The following is a 20,660-nucleotide window of genomic DNA, read 5'->3' on the forward strand; positions in this document are numbered from 1 at the left end:
ATGTCTGCCCGTCCGTCGCCATCCGGCACCGTCCGGCGTCCGTGACTCCCAAGCGCCCGGCGTGCCCGGACGTTTCACCCTACCCGGGTGTTTGGCCGCCCCCGGGTGTTCCGGTGTGTTTTCGGACGGACCGACGGTGTTCCGGCCCAACTGAGTTCATGGACCACTCAGTTCCGGACAACTGAGACCGATGGGGGTTGCGGGGACACCGGGGGCCGTGAAATCCATGGGTCCCGAAGCCGGACGCCCAGTCGACGCACGCATTTCCGACTCCGACTCCGGCTCCGCGTGTCGTATTCCCCTGCCTCAGGAGGAGACATCACCATGCGTGAATTCAGGCGAGTGCGCCGAGTTCGTTTCGCCGCCTGCGCTCTGGTCGCCGCCGCGACGGGTATCACCCTCGCCGCGGGACCGGCCTCGGCCGACATTCCGATCGGCCAGAAGATGACCGGCAAGATGACCTACTACACCGACAAGGGCTACGGCGCCTGCGGAACGCCGATCGACGCCTCGTCGCAGGACCTGGTCGCGATACCCGCCGCCTGGTGGACCACCCCGAACCCGAACAACGACCCGCTGTGCAGAGGCGTCTCGGTGGAGGTCTCCTACAACGGCAGGACCATACGGGTCCCGGTCCGGGACAAGTGTCCGTCCTGCGACCGGACGCACATAGACCTCAGCCAGGCGGCTTTCGCCAAGCTCGCGCCGCTGGACCGGGGTGTGGTCAACGGAATCACCTGGAAGTTCGTCCGCTGACGTCGTCCGGGATGTGACGAGCCCCTTTCCCACGTGGGAAAGGGGCCCGTCGCCGCGGGTCGCGAAAGGAATTCCCCCGCTGCCGAAGGCCACCTGGATCACCCGCCGGCGGCCAGGCGCTCCTTCCACCACGCGACCGTCGCCTCCACCTGCTCGTCGACGGGCGTGGAACGGACCGTGAAGGCGGACCGGTAGGCGTCGGAGTCGACGACGAAGGGGCGGTCGAACTGGTAGCGGATCTCCTTCAGCTCGCGCAGCAGCGGGGAGAACAGCGACGCCACGCCCAGCACGGCCGGCGGCGTCGGGCGGACGGCGACGGGTGCCGTCCCGGCCGCGGCGGCGAGGCGGTCCGCCATCTCCCGGACGGAGAACGGCGGTTCCGTCGGAACGTGCCAGGCGCGGCCCCAGGCCCGTTCCTCCCCCGCGGCCTCGGCCAGGGCCGCGGCCACGTCGGGCAGGTAGCTCCAGCTGTGCGGGGCGTCCGGGTCGCCGAGCGCGGTCACCGCCTTGCCGCGCAGCAGCGGGGGCATGAAGCGCCCGGCCAGATGACCGCCGTCGGTCACGCCGGGCCCGAAGAAGTCCGAGGCCCTGATCTCGACCGCCCTGATGCGCCCCTGCTCGTGCAGGGTCCGCGCCCGCTCCCACGCGGCGGCGCGCACCCGCCCCTTGGGACCGGTCGCGGCGAGCGGCAGGTCCTCGGTCAGGGGCCCGTCCACCGGGCCGTAGCCGTACAGATTGCCCAGCATGACCAGGACGGCGCCGGACGCCTCCGCCGCCTCGGTGAGCGCCGCCGCCAGCGGCGGCCACTCCTTCGTCCAGCGGTGGTAGGGCGGCGCGGCGCAGCCGAGGATCGCGGTGGCGCCCCGCGCGGCCCCGGCCAGCCGTGCCGCGTCCGTCGCGTCCAGGGCGACGTGTTCGATGCCCGGGTGCTCGGTGCCGGGGTGCTCGGTACCGGGCCCGGGGGCGCGGCCCGACCTGGTGACGACGCGTACCGTATGGCCCTGTCCGGCCAGCAGCCGGGCGGTGGCCGCTCCGGCGGGTCCGTATCCGACGACGATGTAGAGACTCACCGGCGCACCCTAGCGCGAGCGGCCGGTGTCGTCGCAGGTGGAGGGGATTTCCGGGGCCGAGGTGCGATCAACGGCGCGGCGTGGTGAGGATGGATTGAGCGGTCTCCGTCGGTCGCCCCACCTCGTGTGGCAAGGGCGCGGGGTGGAGGACGACTCCCCGGGGAGGGCCGCATCCGCCCGCCGGGCGCGCGTTCGTTCCCGGCAGCGCGGCGGCGTTCTTTTCCCGGGCTCTCGGACTCGCCGGCTTCGGAAGGCCGATCCGGACTAGGAGAGAGACCATGTCGCACTCCTCACAGCCGCACACCACTCAGCACCACAGCGAGAAGTCCCTGGCGGCCGCCGCCGGACTGACGGTCTTCGCCGCTGTGATGCTGTTGATCGACGGCTTCCTGAACGTACTCAGGGGCATATCGGCGATCGTCCACGACACCGTGTTCGTCAACGCCCCGAACTACGTCTACAAGTTCAACGTGGCGGGCTGGGGATGGGTGCACCTCTTCCTCGGCATCGCGGCCATCATGGTGGGCGTCGGCCTGTTCAAGGTCTCCGCCTGGGCGCGGGTGCTGGGCATCGTGATCGCGTCACTCATCCTGATCGCCAATTTCCTGTCGCTGCCGTACTTCCCGCTGTGGTCGGTCGTCGTCATGGCGACGTGCGCGTTCGTCATCTGGGCGCTCTGCGTCGTCCGCCACGACTGAACGCGTCCTCGCGAGGAGCTCGGGCGTCCCGGCGGCCGGCCGCGGCCGGTCACACCCCGGACGCGGCCAGCTCCGCCAGCACCCGCTCCACGGCCTCCGCGGAGGAGCGCCGCGCGGCGCGGGAGGCGGAGCGCCGCAGACGGGTGAGGCCGGCGGCGGCCCCGGCGTAACCGGCCGCGAGGGCCCAGGCCGCCCGGGACGGCGGCATGATCCGCTCGGTGGCCCGCAGCAGGGCCTGGTGGGCGGAGACGAGAGAGAGCGCGCCCAGGGCGCCGCTCAGCGCCAGCGCGGTCCCGGCGAGGCGCGCCCGGCCGACCGCCGTGGTCAGCGGGCCGCCGGGGCCGCCGGCCTCCGCGCGCACCAGCCCGGTCACGTCCCGCCAGAGCCGCCCCGCCGCCTCGGGCCACGGCCCGTCCAGCGGTGCTCCGTTCGCCCCCGCCTTCACCGTCATCACGTCCTCCGTTCCTCCCGTTCGTCACCGCGTCGTACACGGTCGCCACCGTGCGTGGGTGCCGCCGTACGCGGGTGCCACGGATCCCTGCGGCGAAACCGGGCGGGCGGGCGGCGGGGTGGGCGGCCGGTCTTCTTCCTGATCCGTGCTCTGCTCGCGGCGGCCCTCGTCGGGGTTCACGCCGCGCCTCCGCATCCCGACGGGCGCGGAGACATGACGGAACGGGCCCGGGGTGCCGCGCCGCCCCCCTTGCCCGGCGCGGCACCCCGAACCCGTCCGATCGAACGCTCCTGACCTGCCGGAGCGTCAGGGCGTCAGGACCCACTTCTGGTTGGCCAGTCCGTTGCAGTCCCAGATCCCCAACTGCCGGGCGTTCGTGGTGTCGAAGCCGAGGAGGTCGAGGCACTTGCCGGTGAGGACGTTCTTCAGCGAGCCGTCCGCCTGCGGGATCCACTGCTCGCCCTGGCTGGAGGGGATGCAGTCGTAGATCTCCACTCCGGTGCCGTTCTCGCTGCGCCCCCAGACCACGTTCAGGCACTTGCCCAGCGCGCGGACCGTGCGGTCGCTGCCCAGCGTCCACCACTGCGCGCCCGTGCCGTTGCAGTCGTAGATCTGCACCGGGGTGGCGATGGTAGTGCTGCCGTGCCGGATGTCCACGCACTTCCCGCCGTACCCGACGAGCCGGCCCTGCTGCCCGGTCACGCCGACCACCACCGGGCGGATCGTCTTGGTGGCGTACGACCGGGGGCGCGAACACATCGCGGTCGACACGCCGTTGCCGGTGATGACGCTGCCGGCGACCCAGTAGGTGATCGGCTGGTCGCCCTCGAGGTAGAAGCAGGCGACTTCGATGCGCCACATGGTGCCCGACGGGACGTCCGTACATTCCCCGAAGGCGGCCGGGCCGTCGTGGCGGGTGGTGCAGTTGCCGGGGCTGTCGGCCTGGGCGCTCGTGGCCGTCAGACCGATGGCGGCGACCAGCGTCAACAGGGCCGTGAGCAGAGCGGCGGCGGTGCGTCTCACAGTGGTGCTCCTTCCGTTCGCGGAGATGGATCGGCAGGGCTCTCGGATCGCGCGGCCAGCCTGCCGATGCGGCGTACCGCCTGTCAACTGGTGTGGAGAAAAAGCAGGTTCCATTCATCTCAGCTGATGCCGTACTTGATGCCGTACTGGTCGCCGCACGGGCGGGGACCACGCGACGGCGGTCGGTTACGATGCGGGCGAACGGAGGTGGGGGACGTGTCGGAGACCTCGGACCGGTCGACGGAGCGCGCCGGCCGGCCACCGGAGGGCGCGGGTTCGCCGCCGGGTGGGGCGGGGCGGTCGCTGTCCGAGCGGATAGAGCTCCTCTTCACGACCGTCCGGCGCCCGGACCGTACGCCCTACAGCAACGAGGAAGTCGCCAGGGCCTGCCGGGAGTCGACGGGCGAGTCGTTCTCGGCCACCTACCTCTGGCAGTTGCGCACCGGCCGCCGCGACAACCCGACCAAGCGCCATCTGGAGGCGCTGGCCGCGTTCTTCCGGGTGCCGGTCGCCTACTTCTTCGACGACGCGCCCGGAACGCCGGTCGCCGAGGAGGTCGCGCTGCTGTCCGCCATGCGGGACGCCGGGGTGCGCGACGTCGCGCTGCGTGCGGTCAACCTGTCCCCGGACGGTCTGGGCACGGTACGGGACCTCATCGAGTCCATCGCGCGCCGCGAGGCCGAGCGGCGCCGGCCGTCGTCATGACGCCGCTCCCGGGCCGAGCCGCCCTGCGGGCGCGGCGGGCGGCCGGCCGGCGGCTGCGCCGGTGCCGGGCGCTGGCCGACGGCCTGGAGCTGCCCGTTCCGTTCGACGCGGCCGAGCTGGCCGAACGGATCGCCCGGCGGCGCGGCAGACCCATCGACCTGATGCCGGCCGACTGGCGGTCCGGACTGCCCTGCGGGCTCCTGATCAGCGCCGACCAGGCGGACTACATCGTCTACGTGGCCGACACCCCGCCCCTGCACCGCGAGCACATCCTCGTCCACGAACTCGCCCACCTGCTGTGCGAGCACCACGGGTCGCCGTCCGGCACCCTGCTGCCCCACCTGCCGTCCGCGCTCGTCGGACGGGTCCTGGGCCGCACCGCGTACAGCGAACCGCAGGAGGAGGAGGCCGAGTTGCTCGCCTCCCTGATCCTGCAGCGCGCCGTCTGGACCGAGTCGGCCGCCGGCCCGCCGGACCCCCTCTTCGGGCCCCCGTCCCGTACCGGCCGCGGCCGCCCGTGACGGACGTCCTCGCGTGCCTCGCCGGTCTCGCTCTGATCATCTTCGGGCTGTGCCGCCGGGCCGCGCTGCGCGGCGACCGGGCGGCACCCGCCCTGCGGCAGGCGCACCGGTTCGCGTTCTGCCTGGGCACGGCACTGCTGGTGCTCGCGCCGACGAGCGCGCTGGCCGTCGAACGGGCGGTGGACGTACCCGGGTTGCCCATGCTGCTGGGGGACGTCCTGCGGATGCTGGCCGTCGCCTGCCTGGGCCTGCTCACCGAACGGCCCGCGCGGCGCGGGGGTGCCACGGCACTGGCGGTGGCTTTGGCGGCCCCGCCGGTCCTGCTGCCCGCACTCTTCTTCGCGGCCGATCTCCGGCACGCCACCGGCCGGCTCACCGTCGACGGCGGCCACCGCCCGTTCCTCGCCGCGTACGACACGGTCCTGGTGCTGTACCCGGCGTGGTGGCTGGCGGCGGCGGGCCGCACGGTCCGCGCCCGCGCCCGCCGCACCGGACCCGGCCCGCTCCGCACCGGCCTGCGCCTGCTCGCCGCCGCCTTCGCCGCGGGCCTGATCTGGACGGCGTGGGGGCTCGACGACGTCCGACTGGCCCTGCTCACCGGCCGGCAGACGGATGGCGACGACACGGTCTCCACGGCCCTGGGCCTGCTCTGCGCGGTCCTGGTCGCGGCCGGCGGGAGCGCGGCGGCCTGGCCGGCGCTGCGCCACTGGTGGTGGTGCCTGTGCACGTTCCGGGCCCTGACACCGCTGTGGTCCGCCCTCCACCAAGCCTTCCCGACGACGGCCCTACCCACCCGCCACCCCCCGCTCGCCCTCCCGGCGCCCCTGTCCCCCCAACGCCTCCGCTTCGCCCTGTACCGCCGCGTCATCGAAATCCACGACGGCCTGCTGCTGCTCCGGCCTCATTTCATGGCGATGGCGGGTGGGGGTCCGGCTGCGGGTGGGGGTCCGGCTGCGGACGATGGGACGGCTGCGGACGATGGGACGGCTGCGGGTGAGAGCACGGCAGCAGACGGGCGCGCGACCGCGGGCGCCGGCACCGACGCGGGTGCACGTACCGAAGCGGGCGCGAGCACCAACTCGGCGTCGTACACCGGCACAGCGTCGCCCACCGACTCGGGCCCACGCCCCGGCGCCGCCCCGGCCGACGACCCGCACACAGCGGCAACCCGCATCGCCCACGCCCTCCGCCACCGCACCCCCCTGCCGGATTCGCCGGGCTCGCCGCTCAGCGCCTTCCCCGTCCACCTCCCCCTCCTCCCCCTCCGCCCCGCGACCGGCACGGACCCCGCCGCCGCCCAACTCGCCGCCGTCTCGCGCGCCTTCGCCCGGCTGAGCTGAACCACCGCGCCCGCACCGGGCGGACCCAACGTGAGGTGAGGGGAGCCCGGGCGCCCGTCGCCCCGACGAGCCGACAGCACCCCGGTACACACCCGGTTCGGCCGACGGCCGGTCGCGCCCCCGCACAGACACCCGCACAGAGCGGCCACCGACCACCCCCGCCCGTACACCACCGGCGACGCCGGTTACCCTGCACCCCACCGCCGTACCGAAAGGTCCCTCTCCTCATGATCATCGTCGCCGGGGAAGCCCTGATCGACCTCGTCCCCGCGGAGCCCGGCGGCGACGCCTCGGGCACCGGCAGCAGGCGCTCGGACGCGGCGGCGCGCTGCGACGGGCCGCGTCCGGACGGGCGGAGGCGCACCGGGAACGGGACCGGGTCCGCCGCCGAGCTGCCCGCCCTGCGGCCCAAGCGCGGCGGCGGACCGTACAACACCGCCATCGCCCTGGCCCGCCTCGGTTCCCCGGCCGCGTTCTGCTCGCGGCTGTCCACCGACCACTTCGGCGAGGCGCTGCTCGACGGCCTGGCGGCGGACGGGGTGGACACCTCGCTCGTCCAGCGGGGGCCGGAGCCCACCACCCTGGCGGTCGCGCACATCGGCGCCGACGGCTCCGCGGGCTACTCCTTCCACGTGGAGGGCACGGCCGACCGCCTCTTCCGTACCCCGGAGGCGCTGCCAACGGCGGCCCGCGCGGTGTCGTTCGGTACCTGTTCCCTCGTCCTGGAGCCGGGGGCCTCGGCGTTCGAGGAGCTGCTGCGCCGCGCGTCGGGCGACGGCCTGTTCACCGCCCTCGACCCCAACATCCGGCCGGGCCTGATCCCCGACGCGGACGCCTACCGGACCCGCTTCCGCTCCTGGCTGCCGTACGTCACCCTGCTCAAGCTCTCGGAGGAGGACGCGGCCTGGCTCGCGGGCCCCGCCGACCCGGCGGCGGCCGTCCGGCAGTGGCTCGCGGCCGGCCCGTACGCCGTCGTGCTGACCCGCGGCGGCGCGGGCCTGACCGTCCTCACCCGGGACGGCCTCGAACTCTCCGTCCCCAGTGCGAAGGTGGCCGTCGTCGACACCATCGGCGCCGGCGACACGGTCAACGCCGCCCTGCTCCACCGCCTCGACGGCCACACCGCGCTCACCCCGTCCCCGTCGCTCACCGCCGAACAGTGGCGGGACACCCTCACCTTCGCCGCCCGCGCCGCCGCCGCGACCTGCTCCCGCGCCGGCGCCCAACCCCCGTACGCCACCGAACTGGCACCCCCGACCACACCCTGACCAACCCACGCTCCGCCCGCGGTGCCATGGACCACCCGCCCCGCCGCGAGCCCGAAGCACTGGATCGCTCGTGCCCTCACGACCGCGGAGCCGGCCTCGAACACGTTGCTCCCGGCCCGAGCACCGTGCCGGCCCCCACCGATGCCCGGACGTCCTCCACGTCCTCGGCCCGCAGCCGGTCGGTCCGCTCGTCCGGCGCGGCGCCCCGGTTCCCGACCGGCCGAGGCCCTCCGCCGCACCGGAAGGCAGACGTCACGCCGACCGTGCCTCCTGCTCGTCCTCCTGCACCACCGCCGCCGAACTCGTCGTCCTGACGCGCAGGGTGGCCGCGAGCGCCAGGACGAGCAACGCGGCGCAGACGTAGCTCGCCAGTTCCAGACCGTGCGCCATTGCCTCCCGCGCGGGCCCGGCCGCGCCGGCGGTGCCGGGATCGTCGGAGAGTGACGGGATCACGGAACCGGCACTCTCGGTTACCACGCCGCTCACCTGCTCGGCCTTTCCGCCGGGGAATCCGGCGTCGCCCAGCCGCTCCTTGAGGTCGGAGGCGAGCGTGCTGAAGAAGAGGGTGGTGAGCAGGGCGATGCCCAGGGCCGAGCCCAGTTCCCGGGCCGCGCTCTGGACACCGGAGCCCTGCCCCGCGCTCTGTACCGGCACGTCGGCGAGGACGATGTTGGTGACCTGCGCCGTGGCGAAGCCGACGCCGACGCCGTAGACGAAGAGGGAGAGGCCGATCTGCCACCAGGCGCTGTCCGTTCCGGCGATCAGTCCCAGCAGTACCAGGCCGGCGGATTCCAGCACCAGCCCGACGCGGACCTGCCGGAGTGCCGGGACCGACGCGGCCATGGGGAAGCTGACACCACTGGCGACGAAGCTGCCTCCCGCGAGGGCGACGAGGGCGAGGCCCGTCTCGAACGCGCTGTATCCGAGCGCGAATTGGAGCCACAACGGCAGTACCGCGATGATGCCGAACTCGCCGACGCCCACCAGCACCGTGACGACGTTGCCGTTGCGGAAGGAGTCGACGGCGAACAGCCGCACGTCCACCAGCGGCTCGCCTCCCGTCGCGCCCAGGGCTTTCTGGCGGCGCCAGAACAGGCCGAGCGAGACGGCCGCCACGGCGAAGGCCACGGCGACCGGCGACGGGCCGACGCTCCAGGTGAACACCCCCAGATCGAGCGCCCGGACGGTCTCGAACCAGCCGTAGGCGCGTCCCTCGATCAGGGCGAAGGAGAGCAGTCCGAGGCCGATCACCGACAGGGCGCCACCCACCCCGTCGATCCGGGCCCGGACACGCGGCGACGCGTCGAGGTGGAGGAGCGTACCGGCGGCGATCAAGGCCACCAGAGGGATGTTGATGCCGAAGGCCCAGCGCCAGGACAGGTCGGCCAGCCGACCGCCGAGCAACGGTCCGACCGCGGCGGCCGCACCGATGGTGGAGCCCCAGACCGCGAAGGCGCGTCCCCGCGCCCGACCGGTGAACGACGCGTTCACCAGGGCGAGGGAGGTGGGCAGGATGGCGGCGGCACCGAACCCCTGGAGGAAGCGGGCCAGGATCAGGACGCCGCCGTCCGGCGCCACCGCGGCCGACAGGCTCGTCACTCCGAAGACGGCCAGGCCCAGGAGGAAGACCTTGCGCGCGCCGAACGCGTCGGAGAGGCGTCCGGCCAGCAGGAGGAGCGCGGCGAAGGAGATCGCGTAGGACTCCTGGACCCATTGGGCCTCGACGGCACCGATGCCCAGGTCGTCGATGACCGGAGCCATGATCACGTTCACGATCGTGACGTCCACCACGATCAGGGCCACGCCCGACGACACGGCCAGCAGGCCGAGCCATTGGCGTGGGGTGGGAGGGGGCTGCACGATGCCGTTCACGGTACCTCCACTCTGAAGTATCTCCATCGTGAAGTTATTTTGCGGACGTGCCCACTGTCAACTGCCCTACCGCCGGCAAGTGCCGCCTCGCCGCGGTCACTTCGGCAGCCGCAAAGGAAGTGACTCCCTCTGCTGACTCCACGGCGGAAAATCTTTACGATGAAGCAAAGAGGACCGAGAGGACGTGAAGACGAACCATGGCAGAGCCTGCGGCGGCCGACGGCGGAGCCGACCCCCACCGCCTCCTCGAAGGACTGCGCACCTTCGGAGCCAACTACACGGAGTTCACCCGGCGGTTCGCCGGCTGGCTGGGCCTCCACTCCACGGACGCCATGGCGCTCGCCGAGATCCTGTACGCCGAGGACAAGGGGACGCCCCTGTCCCCCGCGCGCCTGAGCGAGCGGATCTCCCTCTCCTCAGGAGCCACCACGGCCCTGCTGAACCGGCTGGAGAAGGCGGGCTGCGTGGAGCGCAGGCGGGAGACCTCCGACCGCAGGGTCGTCACCTTGCGCAGCAGCCCCGACGTCCGGCCGCGCGCCATGCGGTTCTTCGGTCCGTACACCGCCGGGATGGAAGAGGTCATGTCCCTGTACACCGACGCCCAGTTGGACGAGTTCCGGGAGTTCGTGACGCGTCTGGGCGACGCGATGGACTCGTTGCTGGCGCACGAGTACCACGACGTGGAGCCCGGAACCACTCCCGGGATCCGGCCGGGGCCCGACGCGGCGCCCTAGGGCGAGGGGTCCCCGTCGGTGGATGGTGATCGGTGCTGTATCAACTGGTGTGGCTAATGGGACCGTTTGTCATTCCTGTGTTCTTGTCAGTGATCCGCTGACAAGGGATAGTGGAGTGGTTGCCGGGTTCCGAGCGGGGGGATGGCATGGAGCGTCGTCTGGGTGCGCATGAGATGGCGATCTTCCGCAGCGGCGGACGTGTGCTCGTGCCCTGCGAGATCGACGGGGTCGTCGATCGGGCGCTGCTCGCCGAGGCGGTCCGGATTCTGACGGAGTTCCATCCCGTGCTGCTCGGCAGATTCGTCCCCGACGGGGATTCCTGCGTCGTCCGGGACGGTGATCCGGGCACGCGGCGGGTGAGCGTGGAGACGTTCACCGATCTCCGGGACGAGTTGCAGGTGGTCCAGGACTGGTCGGCCGGGCCGCTGCTGCGGGTGGCGGTGTCCGAGGGCGGTCCGCGTACCACGGTGGCGCTGAGTCTGCCGCGGGCCCTGGTGGACGGGTCGGCCTACATCGCGCTGTACAAGAGGCTGTGGTCCGTCTACACCGACCTGTCGCTCGGCAGGAGCGTCCCGACCCACGTCATCGCGGGCGGGCTGGCCTCGCCGTCGCTCGACACCCGGGTCCAGGAGGCGTTCGGCGAGGAGGAGTTGGCGGGGTTCCTGGCCTCGCGGGCCGCCGAGCGCGCGGCCGTCCCCTCCGTGCTGCCGGTGCGCGGCCGCGAGCCCGGGTCCTTCGGTCTGGTGCGGCTCGAACTCGACGCGGAGCGCACGCGGCGGTTCGCCGACCGCGCCCACGCCGCCGGACTCAGTGTGCACAGCCTCGTCTGCGGGGTCCTGCTGACGGCAGCGCGGGCCTTCCTCGCGCCGGCGTCGTCGCGGCCGGTCACCCTGGCCTGCGTCTCGGCGGTCGACCTGCGTTCGCGCATCTCCCCGCCCATCGATCCGGAGAGCATCCAGTCCTCCGCGTCGTCCAGCACGGCCACGCTGGAGGTCCCCGAGTCGCCCGACCCGGTGGAGCTGGGGCGGCTGGTGGCGGAGAAACTGCGGGCCGACCTCGACGCGCGCGTACCCGACCTCGATGTCGCCACGATCCCCCGGCTCACCGAGGAAACGGTCCCGCGCCTGCCCACCCTGGTCGTCACCAATCTCCACAAGATCCCGCTGCCGAGACTCCCGGAGGGACTGGCCGTGTCGGGCTGGAGAATCCTCCCGCTGGTGGACACACCGGTCCCGCTGGCGACCGTCACCCGCTTCGACGACCGACTCGCCATCGACCTCCCGTACCCCCGCCGCTGGTACGCCGACGAAACGATGCACGGGTTCATGGCGGCCGCTTCCGGGGCCTTCGACGCAATCCTGGCCCGAGAGGCCGTCAGGGATTAGTTAAATTTCGGAGCCGACACCTTCCTAAGGCTTCCCTCACCGCACACGGCGAATTGGCATTCACGCCTGCTCTCGTTCAGGTGCATCGTGAATCTACCTGAGGCCGACCATTCACGCCGTCGTCGGCCGTAGTCCCCCGCCCCACGTCGCAGAGCGTTCCTCGCCGAGGATCGCCGCCGACGGACGTCCGTGTGCGTTTTCCTCCGCCAAGCGAGGTTTGGCGCGATCTCGGTCACAGTGACACGTCGGCATGCCCTGCCGACCCCGTGCCCGCGGGGCGGCGGGCCGTCGCACGCCCCGGCGGTACGACGCGGGTCCACCGCCGTGGCCTGCGGCGTCGGCGTGCACACCGGCCGAGCGCCGGCCCCGGCGGGATCCAAGCAGCCTCCGCTTGACTGCGGGAGGCCGACGCGCTCCGACGGCCGGGCGGGGACCCGCCCGCACTCCCGCGTACCGCGCCCGTCCCTCCGAGACCACCCCTGACGTGCCCTGATGGCACACCTTCGGCGCGGGTTCACACCGGCTCCGCAACCACATCCGAGCCGCGATCGACCCACTGTTTCCAGCCATCATCGCCGACATCATTCGTTCCGCTCCTGCTCCCAGCGGACGAACGGGCGATCCCCGGCCAACGACTCTCACATTGGCGCGAATTACACAGGTCACCACCGCCACAAACGGGCGCGTCGGTCTGATTCGGCGTGGCCGGCCGGCCACCGTCGGCGCCGGGGCCGCACCCGGCTCGGCACCAGGTGCCGACGGTGCCCTAGGCACCCCTCGAAGGCCCCCTCGACCCCGGGTAAACAGCAGGTCAAGCGGTATCCGGCACGGCTTCGCGGACCGGTGGCCGCGACCGCGCGACACCACTCCGAACCGGATCTTCTGCGCTTTCCCGGCCCTTGCGCCACCAAGTCGCCGACACGATCGACATTCGAACAATGGGAATGTCTTATTCCGTCCGGGCGTCGCCCTTGCCTCGTTGCCCTGGCAAGTTCGGCCTTGCATCATCGGTGCGTACACCAATGATCCACAGGAACCTCTTCCGGTTCGACACTTCCGCCCAGCGGAGAAGCGGCCCGAAAGGGGACTTTCGACTCGTCCGGTAATGTCGTGAACATTCGCCGTATCCAGTTTGCGCGCGCCTCGGCGCGAAACGCACCGAACGGACAGGACGGGTCGATTCCGTCGCCCGAGCGCTGACGAGGCGCGAAGGGCAAGCCTTTTGTCCGCCTCTGCCTTTCCGATACGTCAGACGCGTGGTTCGTGAACGCCGTCCCGGTCGTCCGCAGGGCTCCCGCGGACGTCGCACGGCCAAGGGCAATACTTAGGGGGAACGCTCAGTGAGGTACGAGATGCTGGGGCCGCTCCGGGTCACGGACGGCAGCAAGAGCATGACCATCAACGCGCACAAGGTGGAGGTCGTCCTCTCCGTCCTCCTCGTCCGCGCCGACCAAGTGGTGTCTCCGGAGCAGCTGATGGCGGAGATCTGGGGCGAGGACCTGCCCCGGCGCGCCACGGCGGGGCTCCATGTGTACATTTCCCAACTCCGCAAGTTCCTCAAGCGGCCGGGAGTGGCCGGCAATCCCGTCGAGACCCGTGCGCCCGGCTATGTGCTGCACAAGGGCGACGACGAGATCGACGCCCAGATCTTCCCGCAACTCGTGGACGAGGGACGGGCGTTGCTCCGGGAGGGGCGGCACGACGAAGCCGCCTGCCGCTTCGAGCAGGCGCTCGCCCTGTGGCGCGGACCGGCCCTCGGCCACGGCGGCAAGGGGCCGGCCGTGGCCGGTCCGATCATCGACGGTTTCGCGACCTGGCTGACGGAGACCCGGCTGGAGTGCCAGGAGATGCTGGCCGAATGCCGGCTCCAGCTCGGCCGCCACCGGGAGGCCGTCGGCATGCTCTACGCGCTCACCGCCGAGAACCCGATGCGCGAGGTCTTCTACCGCCAGCTCATGCTGGCGCTCTACCGCTCGGAGCGGCAGGCGGACGCGCTGAAGGTGTACCAGTCGGTGCGCAGGACCCTGAAGGACGAACTGGGCCTGGAGCCCGGGCGTCCGCTGCAGAACCTGCAGCAGGCGATACTCGCCGGGGACACGGAGCTGCTCGCGCCGCCGCCCCTGGCCCTGTCGGGCCGCTGACCCCGGAGCCCGTACACCGCACCGGACGCAGCGCCCCCGGCGTACGGACGACGGACCGGGCCCGGCGCGTCGTCCGACGGACCCCGGCGGACCCGGCCGGACGAGCTCCGCCGGACCCGGCCCGCCGTCCGACGGCTCCGGCGGGCCCCATGGGCCCGGCGCCCCTGCCGGGCCCGCGCCTCCGGTTCAGAAGGCGCAGTCCAACCCCTTCAGCCCCTCCACGAAACTGGACTTCAGCCGCCGGGGCCGGCCCACCGCATGGATCCCGGGCAGCGCCGCGAGCAGTTCCCGGTACAGGACGGTGATCTCCAGCCGGGCGAGGTGCGCGCCCAGGCAGACGTGCGGGCCCACCGCGCCGAACGTGACGTGGGGGTTCGCCCCGCGGGTGATGTCGAAGCGGTACGGGTCGGGGAAGACGCTCTCGTCGCGGTTCCCCGACCAGTAGAACAGGAAGAGCCGGTCGCCCCTGCGGAACCTGTGGCCGTTCAGCTCGCAGTCGCGGGCGGCGATCCGGCGCATCCAGTTGATGGGCGTGGAGACGCGCAGGATCTCCTCGACGGCGCTCTTCGCGTGCGCCTCGAAGTCCGCCAGCAGCAGCTGCTTCTGCTCGGGGTGCTCGGTCAGCAGGACGAGGGCGTGGGAGATCGCGTTGCGGGTGGTCTCCATGCCCGCGATGACGAGCAGGATGAAGAAGGACACGAGTTCCTGGCGGGTCAGCTGCTCGCCGTCCGACTGCACCTGCACCAGCTTGGTGATCAGGTCGTTGCGGGGGTGGGCGAGGCGTTCGTCGCGCAGCCGCGCGATGTAGTCCCCGAGTTCGCGCGACGCCTCGACCACCACGCGCTCGGCGTCCGCCGGATTGGGGACGTAGTCGGGGTCCAGCGGGCCGACGATCGTATTGGACCGCTCGAAGAGGAACTCGTGGTCCTCCTCGGGGATCCCCATCATGTCGGCGAGCACGGCGATCGGCATCTCCGCGGCGACGGGCCGGATGAAGTCGCCCGGGCCGCGGGCGACGAGCTCGCGGATGATGCGCCGGGCGGTACGGGTCGCCACCGCCTCGAACTCAGGGACGGTGTTGCGGCCGAAGGAGCGCGAGACGATGCGCCGGAGGCGGGAGTGCTCCGGGTTGTCCATATTGATCATCGAGCCGTAGTACTCGTCCAGTTCGGGCGGCAGGCCGACGATGGTGGTCGCGCCCTTGGAGGAGAAGTCCTGCGGGCGGCGGCTCGCCTCCGCGATGTCGGCGTACTTCACCAGCGCGTGGTAGCCGGACACCCACGGCACGCCCGGCATGCTCTGCCGGATGAACGCCGGGTGCGGCAGCCGGCGCAGTTCCTCGAAGAGGGCCACGCGCTCCTCGCGCGGCCGCGCCCAGAAGGCCGGGTCCACGAGGTCGGGCAGGGTGGCTGCGGCAGGCTGGCTTTCCGTGAGGGACACGATGCCTCGATTCGCGTTGTCCGACCAACGATCAGGCCGTCCGGCTCCACCGAGCGTCGCGACGACACCGCTGATCGGATCGTGACAATGGGTGGGCGCACCCTGACAGCCCCCTCTTAAGTGCGGCTAAGACCCCTCGGCACGCGGCGGAGCGCGCGACCGGGCGGGCGGAGCGCGCAGCGGAGTATTAGGAGGGCTTTAGCGCCGTCGACGATTCTGCAACCCGGTGGTGCCCCGCCTGCCCGATGCGCGCGCCGTACGGCTGTCCGGCCATGCGGGACGAGGGGCCCGCCTGTTCTCGCCGAGAGGAGCGGTTGTCACCGGCATGGCGCACAACGAAGAGAAGCTTCTTGAATACCTCAAGCGTGTCACTGCGGACCTGCGCCAGACCGAACGGCGGCTGCGGGAGGCCGAGTCGGCGGGCCACGAGCCCATCGCGGTCATCGGCATGGCGTGCCGGCTGCCGGGCGGCGTGCGGTCCCCGGAAGAGTTCTGGGACCTGATCGCGGCGGGCGGCGACGCCGTCGCACCGCTCCCCGCCGACCGCGGCTGGGACCTCGACGCCCTCTACGACCCGGACCCCGAGTCCACCGGCACCAGTTACGTCCGCGAGGGCGGCTTCGTCCGCGGCGCCGGTGACTTCGACTCCACCTTCTTCGGCATCGGCCCCAGCGAGGCCCTGGCCATGGCGCCGCAGCAGCGGCTCGCCCTGGAGACCGCCTGGGAGGCCATCGAGCGGGCGGGCATCGACCCGCTCTCCCTGCGCGGCAGCGCCACCGGCACCTTCATCGGCTGCGACGGCCTCGACTACGCGCTGGGCGCCTCCGAGGTGCCGGAGGGCACCGCCGGATACTTCACCATCGGCAACTCCGCCAGCGTCACCTCCGGCCGGGTGGCCTACGCCCTGGGCCTCGAAGGCGCTGCGGTGACGATGGACACCGCGTGCTCGTCCTCCCTGGTCTCCCTCCACCTCGCGGCCCAGGCGCTGCGCGCCGGGGAATGCACACTGGCCCTGGCCGGCGGCACCTACGTGATGTCGTCGCCCGCGCCGCTCATCGGCTTCAGCGAGCTGCGCGGCCTCGCCCCCGACGGGCGGTGCAAGCCCTTCGCGGCGGGCGCCGACGGCATGGGCATGGCCGAGGGCACCGGCGTGGTGCTGCTGGAACGCCTTTCCGACGCGCGGCGCAACGGCCACGAGGTCCTGGCGGTGATCCGCGGTTCGGCCGTCAACCAGGACGGCGCGAGCAACGGCCTCACGGCACCCAACGGCCCCGCCCAGGAGCGGGTCATCCGTGCCGCCCTCGCCAACGCACGCCTGTCGGCCGACGACGTGGACGTCGTGGAGGCGCACGGTACGGGCACCACGCTCGGCGACCCGATCGAGGCCGGCGCGCTCGCCTCCGCCTACGGGCAGGGGCGGCCAGAGGGCCGGCCGCTGTGGCTGGGCTCGGTGAAGTCCAACATCGGCCACACCCAGATCGCCGCCGGCGTCGCCGGTGTGATCAAGATGGTCATGGCCCTGCGCAACGAATCGCTGCCCGCGACCCTGCACATCGACGCCCCCTCCCCCCACGTGGAGTGGGACGGCAGCGGGCTGCGCCTGCTCACCGAACCGGTGAAGTGGTCACGCGGCGAACGGGTGCGCCGGGCCGGGGTGTCGTCCTTCGGGTTCTCGGGGACGAACGCGCATCTGATCCTGGAGGAGGCGCCGGAGGAGGAACAGCCCCCGGCGGCCGAAGCCGAGGCGGGTCCGGTGGTGCCGTGGGTCCTCTCCGCCCGCACCGGCGAGGCCCTGCGCCAACAGGCCCGCCGCCTCGACGCGTTCACCGACGCCGACACCCTCGACGTGGGCTGGTCACTGGCCACCACACGCTCGGTCTTCGAACACCGCGCCGTCGTCATCGGCCACGACCACGACCGCGCCCTCACCGCACTACGCGCCCTCGCCGCCGGTGACCCCTCACCCGACGTCGTCACCGCGACCGCCGGGGACATCGGCCCCGGACCGGTCCTGGTCTTCCCCGGCCAGGGATCCCAATGGATCGGCATGGGAGCCCAACTCCTCGACGAATCACCCGTCTTCGCCGCCCGCATCGCCGCATGCGAACAAGCCCTCGCCCCCCACGTCGACTGGTCCCTGACCGACGTCCTGCGCGGCGACGGCCACGAACTCTCCCGCGTGGAAGTCGTCCAGCCCGTCCTGTGGGCCATGATGGTCTCGCTGGCCGCCGTCTGGGCCCACCACGGCATCACCCCCGCCGCCGTCGTCGGACACTCCCAAGGAGAAATGGCCGCCGCCTGCGTCGCCGGCGCCCTCACCCTCCACGACGCCGCCCGCATCGTCGCCATCCGCAGCAACGCCCTCCGCCAACTCGCCGGACACGGCGCGATGGCTTCGCTCGGCGTGGGCCGGGAACAGGCCGCCGAACTCGTCGACGGACACCCGGGCGTGGGCATCGCGGGCGTCAACAGCCCCAACTCGACGGTGATATCAGGTCCGCCCGCAGGGGTCGCCGCCGTGGTCGCGGACGCGGAGGCGCGCGGCCTGCGGGCGCGCACGATCGATGTGGACTACGCCTCCCACGGCCCTCAGGTCGACGAGATCGCCGGCCTGCTCACGGAGCGCCTCGGCGGTATCCGGCCGGTGGACACCGACGTGGCGTTCTACTCCACCGTCACCGCAGGACGCCTGGAGACCACCGGCCTGGACACCGCGTACTGGATCGCCAACCTGCGCCGGCCCATCCGCTTCGCCGACACCGTCGAAGCCCTGCTCGCCGACGGCTACCGCCTCTTCATCGAGGCCAGCCCCCACCCCGTACTCAACCTGGGCATCCAGGAAACCGTCGACCACCTCGGCCTCACGGCCGCCGTCGTCCCCACGCTGCGCCGCGACCACGGCGGCCTCGCCCAGTTCACGCACTCCGCCGCCCTCGCCTTCACGGCGGGCGCGGACGTCGACTGGCGACGCTGGTTCCCCACCGACCCCACCCCCCGGACCGTCGACCTGCCGACGTACCCCTTCCAGCACCGCCACTACTGGCTGCGGCGCTCCCCCGCCGCGACCGCCGCCGGCGGAGGCCACGACGCGGCCGAGGCACGGCTGTGGCAGGCGATCGAGGACCTGGACGTCGAGGCGCTCGCGGAAAGTCTGGAGCTCGACGGAGGGCCGGAGGCGGTCGAGACGCTGGAGCCGGCACTGCCGGTCCTCTCGGCCTGGCGCCGACGGCACCGGGAGCAGTCGGCGATCGACTCCTGGCGCTACCGCGTCACGTGGGAGTACCGCGCCGACACCCCCGAGACACCGGAGCTGCGCGGGGACTGGCTGCTCTTCGTCCCGGCCGGCCATGACGACCACCCCGCCGTGGCCGCCACGGCGGACGCGCTGCGGGAGCACGGCGCGACCGTCCGCACGCACACTGTGGAGACGGGTCGTGTACGACGTGAGTCCTTGGCCTCGGTGGACACGTCCGGGCTCGCGGGGATCGTCAATCTGCTGGCGCTGGACGAGACACCCCACCCCGACCACCCCGCCGTCCCCGCGGGCCTGGCCGCCACCACCGCCCTCATCCAGGCACTGAACGACAACGGCACCACCACCCCCGTCCACACCCTCACCCAAGGCGCCGTCTCCACCGGCTCCACCGACCCCCTCACCCACCCCCTCCAAGCCCAAGTCTGGGGACTCGGACGCGTCGCCGCCCTCGAACACCCCCACCTCTGGGCCCAACTCATCGACCTCCCCCCACACATCGACCACCACACCCTCACCCGCCTCGCCACCACCCTCACCCCCCACAACAACGAAGACCAAACCGCCATCCGCACCACCGGCACCCACACCCGCCGCCTCACCCACGCCCCCACCACCACACCCACCACCACCTGGCAACCCACCGGCACCACCCTCATCACCGGCGGAACCGGCGGCATCGGAGCCGTCCTCGCCCGCTGGCTCGCCCACCAAGGCGCCCCCCACCTCCACCTCACCAGCCGACGCGGACCCCACGCCCCCGGCGCACAACAACTCACCCAAGAACTCACCCAACTCGGCACCACCGTCACCATCACCGCCTGCGACGTCAGCGACCCCCACCAACTCCGAAACCTCCTCGACACCATCCCCGACACCCACCCCCTCACCGCCGTCATCCACGCCGCGGGCATGACGGACCTGACGCCGATCGGCGACCTGACGGCCGCGCGTCTGGGCGAGGTGCTCGGCTCCAAGGCGTACGCGGCCTGGAACCTGCACGAGATGACGCGGGACGCGGAGCTGTCGGCCTTCGTGATGTTCTCCTCCGGCGCCGGCGTATGGGGCAGCGGCCGACAGGGCGCCTACGGCGCCGCCAACCACTTCCTCGACGCCCTCGCCGAACACCGCCGATCACAAGGACTCCCCGCCACCTCCATCGCCTGGGGCCCCTGGGCCGAGGCCGGGATGTCGGCGGACGCGGAGTCGCTGGCCTACTTCAAGCGCTTCGGACTGCACCCGATCGATCCCGAGCCGAGCGTCAAGGCGCTTCACCAGGCGGTGAGTTCGGGCGAGACGACACTGACCGTGGCGAACTTCGACTGGGCGCGGTTCACCCCGACGTTCACCGCGCAGCGGCCCAGCCCGTTCCTGGACGGCATCCCCGAGAACCGGAGGGAGGCCGAACAGCCGGGCTCCGGTGCGGAGACCAGCGCGTTCCGCGCGGAGCTGGCGAAGACGCCCGCGTCGCAGCGGCACGGGTTCCTGGTCCAGCGCGTCCGGACGTACGCGGCCGCGACGCTCGGCCGGAGGGTGGAGGAGATCCCGGCGGCGAAGCCGTTCCAGGAGCTCGGCTTCGACTCGCTGACCGCCGTCCAGCTGCGCAACCAGCTCAACACCGCGACCGGGCTCGCGCTGCCCGCCACCGTGATCTTCGACCATCCCACTTCCGAGGCGCTCGCCGCGCACCTGCGCGGGCAGCTCGGCCTCGCGGGCGAGGAGGCCGGCGAGGGCAGCGTCCTCGCGGCCCTCGACAAGTGGGACGCGGCGTACGGCACGGCCGGGATGGACGAGGCGGCCCGGCGGCGGATCGCGGGCCGGCTCCGGGTGCTGCTGTCGAAGTGGGACCCGGCCGAGGGCGAGGCGGAACGGTCCGCCTCCGCCCACGACGCGCTGGAGTCCGCGTCCGCGGAGGACATCTTCGACCTCATCTCCAGCGAGTTCGGGAAGTCCTGACCGCCCGTTCCCGTCCGTCCCCCCATGACCTCGATCATCCACGTAGT

General features: G+C 72.4%; 15 protein-coding genes. 10 read left to right on the forward strand and 5 right to left on the reverse strand.

What is annotated here, in order from left to right; all coding sequences use genetic code 11:
- The first annotated feature begins 324 nt into the window (after window positions 1-324).
- On the forward strand, window positions 325-756 hold the full coding sequence (locus J7W19_RS02455; protein WP_004951535.1) for a cysteine/serine endopeptidase inhibitor: 432 nt from the start codon (window positions 325-327) through the stop codon (window positions 754-756).
- A gap of 98 nt (window positions 757-854) precedes the next feature.
- Here J7W19_RS02455 and J7W19_RS02460 read toward each other — a convergent pair whose 3' ends face one another.
- On the reverse strand, window positions 855-1,826 hold the full coding sequence (locus tag J7W19_RS02460; protein ID WP_004951530.1) for an NAD-dependent epimerase/dehydratase family protein: 972 nt from the start codon (window positions 1,824-1,826) through the stop codon (window positions 855-857).
- Between the two features lie 278 nt (window positions 1,827-2,104).
- Here J7W19_RS02460 and J7W19_RS02465 point away from each other — a divergent pair, with 278 nt between their 5' ends.
- Window positions 2,105-2,524: a DUF7144 family membrane protein gene (locus J7W19_RS02465; RefSeq protein WP_004951528.1), complete on the forward strand. Its 420-nt coding sequence runs from the start codon at window positions 2,105-2,107 to the stop codon at window positions 2,522-2,524.
- Between the two features lie 49 nt (window positions 2,525-2,573).
- Here the strand turns inward: J7W19_RS02465 and J7W19_RS02470 are convergent, their stop codons facing one another.
- Together J7W19_RS02470 and J7W19_RS02475 are read right to left on the reverse strand one after the other, a co-directional pair.
- Window positions 2,574-2,975 (reverse strand): hypothetical protein, encoded by a 402-nt coding sequence (locus J7W19_RS02470; protein WP_004951526.1) that lies wholly within the window; start codon window positions 2,973-2,975, stop codon window positions 2,574-2,576.
- 306 nt (window positions 2,976-3,281) lie between these two features.
- Window positions 3,282-3,998 (reverse strand): RICIN domain-containing protein, encoded by a 717-nt coding sequence (locus J7W19_RS02475; protein ID WP_004951522.1) that lies wholly within the window; start codon window positions 3,996-3,998, stop codon window positions 3,282-3,284.
- A gap of 216 nt (window positions 3,999-4,214) precedes the next feature.
- On the opposite strand from J7W19_RS02475, the gene J7W19_RS02480 reads away from it, so the two are divergent.
- The 4 genes from J7W19_RS02480 to J7W19_RS02495 all read left to right on the forward strand — a co-directional run bounded on the left by J7W19_RS02480 (window position 4,215) and on the right by J7W19_RS02495 (window position 7,832).
- The gene (locus J7W19_RS02480) at window positions 4,215-4,703 is read left to right on the forward strand and encodes a hypothetical protein (protein ID WP_004951520.1); all 489 of its coding nucleotides are present in this window, start codon (window positions 4,215-4,217) and stop codon (window positions 4,701-4,703) included.
- On the forward strand, window positions 4,700-5,224 hold the full coding sequence (locus J7W19_RS02485) for a hypothetical protein (protein WP_004951515.1): 525 nt from the start codon (window positions 4,700-4,702) through the stop codon (window positions 5,222-5,224). Before J7W19_RS02480 ends, J7W19_RS02485 begins: the two co-directional genes overlap by 4 nt.
- Window positions 5,221-6,564, forward strand: a complete 1,344-nt coding sequence (locus tag J7W19_RS02490) for an MAB_1171c family putative transporter (protein ID WP_004951513.1) — start codon at window positions 5,221-5,223, stop codon at window positions 6,562-6,564. Before J7W19_RS02485 ends, J7W19_RS02490 begins: the two co-directional genes overlap by 4 nt.
- A gap of 227 nt (window positions 6,565-6,791) precedes the next feature.
- Window positions 6,792-7,832 (forward strand): carbohydrate kinase family protein, encoded by a 1,041-nt coding sequence (locus tag J7W19_RS02495; protein WP_004951511.1) that lies wholly within the window; start codon window positions 6,792-6,794, stop codon window positions 7,830-7,832.
- A 252-nt stretch (window positions 7,833-8,084) separates the two neighbouring features.
- On the opposite strand, the gene J7W19_RS02500 is transcribed toward J7W19_RS02495, so the two are convergent.
- Window positions 8,085-9,731: an MFS transporter gene (locus J7W19_RS02500; protein ID WP_078588205.1), complete on the reverse strand. Its 1,647-nt coding sequence runs from the start codon at window positions 9,729-9,731 to the stop codon at window positions 8,085-8,087.
- Window positions 9,732-9,901: 170 nt separating this feature from the next.
- On the opposite strand from J7W19_RS02500, the gene J7W19_RS02505 reads away from it, so the two are divergent.
- From J7W19_RS02505 to J7W19_RS02515, 3 genes are all read left to right on the forward strand, one after another.
- Window positions 9,902-10,438: a MarR family winged helix-turn-helix transcriptional regulator gene (locus J7W19_RS02505; RefSeq protein ID WP_004951504.1), complete on the forward strand. Its 537-nt coding sequence runs from the start codon at window positions 9,902-9,904 to the stop codon at window positions 10,436-10,438.
- A gap of 146 nt (window positions 10,439-10,584) precedes the next feature.
- Complete coding sequence (locus J7W19_RS02510; protein ID WP_078588204.1) at window positions 10,585-11,823, forward strand: phthiocerol/phthiodiolone dimycocerosyl transferase family protein; 1,239 nt, start codon at window positions 10,585-10,587, stop codon at window positions 11,821-11,823.
- A gap of 1,340 nt (window positions 11,824-13,163) precedes the next feature.
- On the forward strand, window positions 13,164-13,964 hold the full coding sequence (locus J7W19_RS02515; protein ID WP_040891805.1) for an AfsR/SARP family transcriptional regulator: 801 nt from the start codon (window positions 13,164-13,166) through the stop codon (window positions 13,962-13,964).
- Between the two features lie 186 nt (window positions 13,965-14,150).
- On the opposite strand, the gene J7W19_RS02520 is transcribed toward J7W19_RS02515, so the two are convergent.
- Entirely contained in the window at window positions 14,151-15,404 is a 1,254-nt protein-coding gene (locus J7W19_RS02520; protein ID WP_004951495.1) for a cytochrome P450, read from the reverse strand.
- Between the two features lie 325 nt (window positions 15,405-15,729).
- Between J7W19_RS02520 and J7W19_RS02525 the strand changes: the two genes are divergently transcribed.
- Window positions 15,730-20,613: a type I polyketide synthase gene (locus tag J7W19_RS02525; RefSeq protein ID WP_210455255.1), complete on the forward strand. Its 4,884-nt coding sequence runs from the start codon at window positions 15,730-15,732 to the stop codon at window positions 20,611-20,613.
- The last annotated feature ends 47 nt before the right edge of the window (window positions 20,614-20,660 follow it).

This window comes from Streptomyces mobaraensis NBRC 13819 = DSM 40847 (assembly GCF_017916255.1).
Classification (GTDB): Bacteria; Actinomycetota; Actinomycetes; order Streptomycetales; family Streptomycetaceae; genus Streptomyces; species Streptomyces mobaraensis.